This window comes from Mesorhizobium sp. M4A.F.Ca.ET.022.05.2.1 (assembly GCF_003998845.1).
Classification (GTDB): domain Bacteria; phylum Pseudomonadota; class Alphaproteobacteria; order Rhizobiales; family Rhizobiaceae; genus Mesorhizobium.
In genome coordinates, this window is sequence record NZ_RZOJ01000296.1 from 1 (window position 1) to 7,522 (window position 7,522).

General features: G+C 64.3%; 5 protein-coding genes. 3 read left to right on the forward strand and 2 right to left on the reverse strand.

What is annotated here, in order from left to right; all coding sequences use genetic code 11:
• Nucleotides 1-237: 237 nt before the first annotated feature.
• A complete protein-coding gene (locus tag EN745_RS25120) occupies nucleotides 238-1,284 on the reverse strand; it encodes a CapA family protein (protein ID WP_127422513.1) in 1,047 nt (348 codons plus the stop codon).
• 110 nt (nucleotides 1,285-1,394) lie between these two features.
• On the opposite strand from EN745_RS25120, the gene EN745_RS25125 reads away from it, so the two are divergent.
• Both EN745_RS25125 and uvrB read left to right on the forward strand, forming a co-directional pair.
• Nucleotides 1,395-2,645: a hypothetical protein gene (locus EN745_RS25125; protein WP_127422514.1), complete on the forward strand. Its 1,251-nt coding sequence runs from the start codon at nucleotides 1,395-1,397 to the stop codon at nucleotides 2,643-2,645.
• A gap of 110 nt (nucleotides 2,646-2,755) precedes the next feature.
• Nucleotides 2,756-5,893 carry an excinuclease ABC subunit UvrB gene (gene uvrB, locus EN745_RS25130; protein WP_127422515.1) on the forward strand — a complete coding sequence of 1,046 codons (3,138 nt, stop codon included), beginning with the start codon at nucleotides 2,756-2,758 and terminating at the stop codon, nucleotides 5,891-5,893.
• A 99-nt stretch (nucleotides 5,894-5,992) separates the two neighbouring features.
• Here uvrB and EN745_RS25135 read toward each other — a convergent pair whose 3' ends face one another.
• Nucleotides 5,993-6,637, reverse strand: a complete 645-nt coding sequence (locus EN745_RS25135; RefSeq protein WP_127422516.1) for a hypothetical protein — start codon at nucleotides 6,635-6,637, stop codon at nucleotides 5,993-5,995.
• Nucleotides 6,638-7,098: 461 nt separating this feature from the next.
• Here EN745_RS25135 and EN745_RS25140 point away from each other — a divergent pair.
• On the forward strand, nucleotides 7,099-7,522 hold a 424-nt coding region (locus EN745_RS25140), incomplete at its 3' end, for an ATP-binding cassette domain-containing protein (protein ID WP_145992124.1).

Here is a 7,522-nt window from a genome sequence, read left to right on the forward strand (position 1 = left end):
GCTTTAAACACCCAGCCGACGAGCGCCACGAACACAACCACCAGGCCGACGAACAGCGGTACCCGCCAGCGGACCTGCCGGTAGGTTGAAGCCCGTTTCGCCTCATAGGCCTCGATGTCTTTCCTGATGCCGGCGATCACCGCCTCGCTCGGCATGAAATCCGCCGCTTCCATCGCCACCCCCGCCGCAGAGACTGTGCATCGTGCGGCCATGATAGCGGCTTTTGCGCAAAAGTCGTCAGACCTCGGCCGGGGTGCCGAAAATCGCCTTCAGCCGGCTCTCGACCTTGCCGCGAATCCCGCTCCCGAGCGCCTCCACGGGGACCAGCCGCTCATGGTCGCCGACGCGCTGCCGCATGAAGGGATGCAGCCGGTAGGCCGCTACGGCGCCGCGCATGCCGAGGTCGACGCCGACGTCGACGACGAGGATGGAGCCGATGCGGCCCGGCCATGGCTGGCGGGCAAAGGCCGTGCCGAGAAAATCGCCGAGCCCGTAGGCGACAAGCGTCTTGCCGATCCGCTCCACCGGCTGCACGACATGGGCATGATGCCCGGCGATCAGCCCGACGCCCTGCCCGGCCAGTTGTCCGGCCAGCGACCGCGTCTCCGGTCTTGGAAAGTGCCGGAACTCCCAACCCCAATGCGGCACTGCGCAGATGAGGTCGACGCCCCTGGCCGCATCGCGCGGCCCAGGATCGCTTTGCATCGACACGCGGCTCGCGAACACCCCCGCATCGGCATTGCGCCACTGCGTGAAGGCGAACAGGCCTATGGTCAACGGTCCCGCCGCGAACCGCTCGACCGGCCCCTTCGCGGCCGTGCCGATCGTGCGGATGCCAAGCCGCTCCATCGCCCGAACGGTCTCCTCGAAACCCGTAACGCCCTGGTCGAGCATATGGTTGTTGGCCAGCGACAGGACGAGTTTTTCGCGCGCAATGCCGACCGCCGCCAGGGCGTCGGCAAGAAAACGCTCCCTCATCGCATGATGCGTGCCGAGCCTTGTGCCCACGACCGCGCGCGGCCGCTCGACGACGGGGCTTTCGCAATTGCCGACCACAAGGTCGGCGGAGGCGAGCAGCTCTGCGATGGCCGGATCGCACTCCGGCGCACTGCGGTTGGCGACAGCCGAGATGTCGCCGATGAAGGCCAGCCGCACCTTCCGCGCCGGCGGCGGCTCGATCAGGGTCGCGGCCGGCGGCGCAAAGCCTCGCGCCTCGCCGCCGAGCGACGGCTGCAGGAAGCGCGGCAGCCAGGACAGTTTGTAGGAGAGCGGATAGTTCGACACGCAATGCCCATTCGTTTGCCCTGTGTAGACCGTCTGCCCGGCAGGAGGAAGCAGCAGGCGCAGCGCCGCAAATCCGTGTATTGTCGCCGGACCGGACGGGAGGATCCACCATGAAGCGATTGTCGGGCCTTGCCGCATCAGCCCTGTTTTTGCTCCTGCCGCTTGTCTCTCCTGGCGCCGCTGCCCCGGATCCCGCAGCCCTGTTCGAGGCCAGAACCGTCGCCGACCGCGACAGCGCGCTGGCCGCGCTGGAGACAGCCGCGCCCGGCGATCCAGCATCGGCCTACGCGGCCGGCGCCGGCGAATTCTTCACCGCCCTGGAGATCCTGGGCGGCGGCCTGCATCGCCACGGTTTCGAAAGCCCGCAATCCTTCATGCTTCCCTTGATGCGGCTGCCGGTGCCGGACAATCCCAATCCCGAGCCGCTCACCTACGAGGAGTTCAGGGCCATACTGGTCGCCTTCCGCGACCGGCTGCAGAAATCCGCCGCCATGCTGGGTTCCGTGCCGGCCGATGCCGATATCGGCATGGCCATCGACCTCACCCGTCTCGGCATCGATCTCAACGAGGACGGCAACATCGCCCCGGACGAGAGCGCCGCCGCGATCATGGCCGCGCTGTCGCGCGGCGGCGCGCCGGACGGGCCGGCGCCGGCGCTGACCTTCCGCTTCGACCGCGCCGACGGTTACTGGCTGCAGGGCTATGCCGAGTTCCTGATGGCGCAGGCCGATTTCTGGCTGGCGCATGATTTCAAGACCATGTTCGACGGCTCGTTCCACATGCTGTTCCCGCGCGCCAAACTGCCGCTGCAGGACGTGCTCGTGCCCCCGGACGGCGGCATGAGCGGCTCGATCTTCGCTTCCGAATGGCGCTTCGCCGACTTCATCTCGCTGGTGCATCTGGTCAACTGGCCGGTGGTCGAGCCGGAACGCCGACAGGCCGCGCGCCGCCATCTGCTGGAGATGATCCGGCTGTCGCGCGAGGACTGGAAGGCGATCCGCGCCGAGACCGACAACGACCGCGAATGGCTGCCCGGTCCAAAGCAGATGGGCCCGAACCCGCTCACCGGCCTCGAAGTCGGCGAGGAACAGGTCACGGCCTGGCTCGCCACGCTCGATATGGCCGAGGACCTACTCGAGGGCCGCGTGCTGCTGCCGCATTTCCGCATCACCGGCAAGGGCATCAACATGAAGCGCTTCTTCGACGAGCCGAAGACGTTCGATCTGGTGCTGTCGATCACCGGCCCGGCGATTGCGCCCTATTTCGAGAGCGGCAGAATCCTGACCAGCGACGACTTCGACCAGATCCAGCGCGAGTTCGGCGGCGCCGGATTCCTGACCTTCGCGCTATGGTTCAATTGAGGGCGGCCCGCCATCGCTCCTGACAGCCTTCTGTCAGCAGCATCGGTGGCGGGTGCGTGCCCAGTCACTCCGCTCTTTCCATTTCGGGCGAGTCCTCCCATATTCGGGCCATGGCCAAACACCCCGACAAGAAGACGCCGCCACCGGCGCTGGACGACCGTGGCGCGCCGAAGCGGCGCCCGCTGACCGAATTCCTCGACGCCGCCGAGCCGCTCGAGCCCGGCGGCTTTGCCGAAGCGCCGCAGGCCGACTTTACTGGCACGCCGCTGACCGGCTCGATTTCCGATTGGGCCGGGCAGATCGAGCGCGAGGCGGAAAAGCAGCCGAAGGCGAAAGCACCCAAGATGATCCCTGAACGCTCGTCCGCGCCCGGGCGCACGGCGCGCGGCACCTCGATGGGCGGCGCGGCGTCGGCCAAGGAGCGTACGGCCGCGGGGCTCAACCCGGTCGCCGGCCTAGACATCAGCCTGGAGGATGCCGAGTCGATTTCGTCCGGCGGCGTCACCGCCACGGTGGCCGCGCTGTCGGCGCTGATCGAGTCCGGCAATCCGCTGCACAAGGACGGCGTGCTGTGGACGCCGCACCGCCCTACCCGGCCGGAAAAGTCGGAAGGCGGCATCGCCATCAAGATGGTGTCGGATTTCGAGCCGGCCGGCGACCAGCCGACGGCCATCAAGGACCTCGTCGAAGGCGTCGACCAGAACGACCGCACCCAGGTGCTGCTCGGCGTTACCGGTTCGGGCAAGACCTTCACCATGGCCAAGGTGATCGAGGAGACGCAGCGCCCTGCCCTGATCCTGGCGCCCAACAAGACGTTGGCCGCCCAGCTCTACGCCGAGTTCAAGAAGTTCTTCCCCGAAAACGCGGTCGAGTATTTCGTCTCCTACTACGACTACTACCAGCCCGAGGCCTATGTGCCCCGGACCGACACCTATATCGAGAAGGAATCCTCGATCAACGAGCAGATCGACCGCATGCGCCACTCGGCGACGCGCTCGCTCTTGGAACGCGACGACGTCATCATCGTCGCTTCGGTCTCCTGTATCTACGGTATCGGCTCGGTCGAGACCTACACGGCGATGACCTTCCAGATGCAGATCGGCGACCGGCTCGACCAGCGCGCCTTGCTCGCCGATCTCGTCGCCCAGCAGTACAAGCGCCAGGACATCAACTTCGTCCGCGGCTCTTTTCGCGTGCGCGGTGACACCATCGAGATCTTCCCGGCTCACTTGGAAGATCGCGCCTGGCGCATCTCCATGTTCGGCGACGAGATCGAGCAGATCACCGAATTCGACCCGCTCACCGGCCAGAAGACCGGCGAGCTGAAAAGCGTCAAGATCTACGCCAACTCGCACTATGTGACGCCGCGCCCGACCTTGAATCAGGCCATCAAGTCGATCAAGGAAGAGCTCAAGCATCGCCTGCAAGAGCTTGAAAAGGCTGGCCGTCTGCTGGAGGCGCAGCGCCTGGAACAGCGCACCCGCTTCGACCTGGAGATGCTGGAGGCGACCGGCTCCTGCGCCGGCATCGAGAACTATTCGCGCTATCTGACCGGCCGCCAGCCGGGCGATCCACCGCCGACGCTGTTCGAATATGTGCCCGACAATGCGCTGATCTTCATCGACGAAAGCCACGTCACCGTGCCGCAGATCGGCGGCATGTATCGCGGCGACTTCCGCCGCAAGGCGACGCTGGCGGAGTACGGCTTCCGCCTGCCGTCCTGCATGGATAACCGACCGCTGCGCTTCGAGGAATGGGACGCCATGCGTCCCCTTTCCGTCGCCGTTTCGGCAACGCCCGGCGGCTGGGAGCTCGAGCAATCCGGCGGCGTCTTCGCCGAGCAGGTCATCCGCCCGACCGGCCTGATCGACCCGCCGGTCGAGGTGCGCCCGGCCAAGAGTCAGGTCGACGACGTCGTCGGCGAGATCCGCGAGACGACCAAGGCCGGCTACCGCACGCTGGTCACCGTGCTCACCAAGCGCATGGCAGAGGACTTGACCGAATATCTGCACGAGAACGGCATTCGCGTCCGCTACATGCATTCCGACATCGACACGCTGGAGCGCATCGAGATCCTGCGCGACCTGCGCCTCGGCGCCTTCGACGTGCTGGTTGGCATCAACCTTCTGCGCGAGGGTCTCGACATTCCCGAATGCGGCTTCGTCGCCATCCTCGATGCCGACAAGGAAGGGTTCCTCCGTTCGGAAACCTCGCTGATCCAGACCATCGGCCGCGCCGCCCGCAACGTCGACGGCAAGGTCATCCTCTACGCCGACCAGATCACCGGCTCGATGGAGCGGGCGATGGCCGAGACCAACCGTCGCCGCGAGAAGCAGATGGAGTGGAACGCGGCCAACGGCATCACGCCGGAATCGGTCAAGTCGCGCATCGCCGACATCCTCGACTCCGTCTACGAGAAGGACCACGTCCGCGCCGACATCTCGCAGTTCACCGACGATGCCGGTGCGATGATGGGCAACAACCTGAAAACCCATCTCGAGGCGCTCGACAAGCAGATGCGCGACGCCGCCGCCAATCTCGATTTCGAGAAGGCCGCTCGCGTCCGCGACGAGATCAAGCGGCTGCGCGAGATGGAGCTTGCCATCTCCGACGACCCTCTGGCGCGCGAGGTGGAAAGCCAGAGCCCGGCCTCGGGCCGCGAAAAGGGCAAGCACAACAAGGGCGTGGCGAAACATCGTACCGCGGAGGAACAGGAACGTTTCCGCAGGCTCGACGAAACACGTGCCGCCGAAGAGGCGGCCAAGGCTGCCCGCCCCAACATGTTCCGCAAGCCGCATCTCGACGAGATGGGCGCCGACGGCGCCGTACCGGTGAAGAAGCCGCTCTTCGCCAAGCCGTCGATCGACGACATGGGTCCCGGCACCGACATGCCGACGCCCGCGGGTGCCGTGTCGCGCTCGCTGTTCAAGAAGCAGTCGGCGCAGGAGGCGCACGGTTCCGACTTCGGCATCCCCGGCGAGCCCACCAAACCTCTGTTCAAGAAGAACTCGCTCGACGAGATGACAGTGCGGCGGACCGAAAAGCCCGTCGAAGGAAAAGTGCCGGCCAAGCCCCAGCCAATCTCCCCCCGTGTGGGGGAGATGCCCGGGAGGGCAGAGGGGGGCGCGAAGGAACGCGACGACAAACCAATCGTTCGCCAGCGCGCCGGCATCGGCTCCTACGAAGATCCGGGCGACGAGCGCCGCCAGAATCGGAGACCGAGCAAGACTGGGCGGCCGGGACGGTAGGCCGAGTGGCATGGCATCAGCGCCGCCCCTAACCCGTCTGGCGGCGGCTCTCCTCGCAAACGGGGAGAGGCCGCATCGATTTATGTTGTCGACTTCACGCTAACCAGCCCGACATTGACGCGCGTGCTTGAAGCATTTGATCCCGATGTCCTCGGCAACGCAGCTAGACAACACTTGGAAGGGAGGGAAATTCCGACCGAAAGCGTTGCCAATACACCAATCTGTTTTCCCCTTCGGTAAGTTTGCCCAGTACTTCGCCAATTGCGACTTTCGTATTTTTTCCTCTTTAAGACAATTGCGAAGGTTCTCCGATTTCACATCTCGATTTTTCAAATAGCAGTAATAGTCACTTTTGAGGGCTGAAAAGGCGGCATCCACAGTTGGCTCGCCGGGGCTGCAAAATACGCGACCGTCGAGGCAGGCCTTCCCCAAGGCGGAGGCCACAAAAGAGCTAACTGTACCATATGTTTGAAATTGCACCTCTGTTATATACTTCTTCAATAGATCGCTTTCGCGTCGTTCAACGAGGTGCCAATAGGGTTGAATTGTGGCTCTCATTGTTTTTTCAAACACGAGGCACTTGTCCTTCTCCACCTGCTGCTCCGTCTTGTCGAGCATTTTCGACACTAAGGCCGTGCAATAGCCTTCCGTGTCCAAATCTGGAAAAGGCAACTGCTCCGCAGCGTTGGCGAATTGCGAAGTCAGCAAAGTTGTCGCAAGAAAAAGGATTCGCACCATGCCCACCTGTATGCCCTCCGTAGATCGCACCCAGCTTGGAGTGAGGAAGCAATAGTGTCAAAAGGGAAAATATCCAAGAAGCGATATCCCTGGAGGTTGCTAGCGCAACGCGTCTGACCCATTGGTGCGGATCAAGTCCATCACAGTTCTCCTTTCATTGCGGTTGTGCGCCAAGGCAAGGATATCGTGCAAAAGGCACTCCCTTGCTACCATCCCCACCTTGGTGTAATCGCTCCACGTCACTCAAACGTCTCGAAAGGAGGGCTGCGTGTTTATCGATCACCATCGTCAGCGTGGCCCGATTTCTGCCCTGCGAGCTTGCTTGCAGGGCTGACCAGGACGGTCCGGGAACTTCCCGCTTCGATTTTTGGTCTGCCCTTCGTGGTGCCGCTGAGCTTGGCCTGATAGCCGGTCCGCGCACCGTCAAAGTGCATCAGCCGGACACCGGCAAGACCAGAGAAATCGACATGGCCCTGATCAGCCTCAAATCGCTCGGCGTCACCATGAGTGCGCCGCTCTTCTCCAACCTCGACCTCAGCATCGGCGCGGGCGACCGGCTCGGCATCGTCGCCGCCAACGGCCGCGGCAAATCCACTTTGCTCAAATGCCTGACCGGCGAAATGGAGGCCACCTCCGGCGACATCACCCGCACGCGCGGCCTGCGTGTCGGCCATGTCGAGCAATCCGTCCCCGACACGCTTCTCGACCGCAGCTTCCATCAGGTGGTGGCCGATGCCTTGTCGCCCGAGCAGGCCGATAGCGAGTTGTGGCGGGTAGACATCGTTCTTGATTCCCTCGACGTGCCGGAAGAGATGCGCGGCCGGCCGATGCGCGCGCTCAGCGGCGGCTGGCAAAGGCTGGCGCTGATCGCCCGCGTCTGGGTCACCGATC

Excerpts from the sequence above, each read along its gene's own strand:
- uvrB (WP_127422515.1), top strand. The coding sequence starts at position 2,756 with ATGGCCAAACACCCCGACAAGAAGACGCCGCCACCGGCGCTGGACGAC.
- EN745_RS25125 (WP_127422514.1), top strand. The coding sequence starts at position 1,395 with ATGAAGCGATTGTCGGGCCTTGCCGCATCAGCCCTGTTTTTGCTCCTG.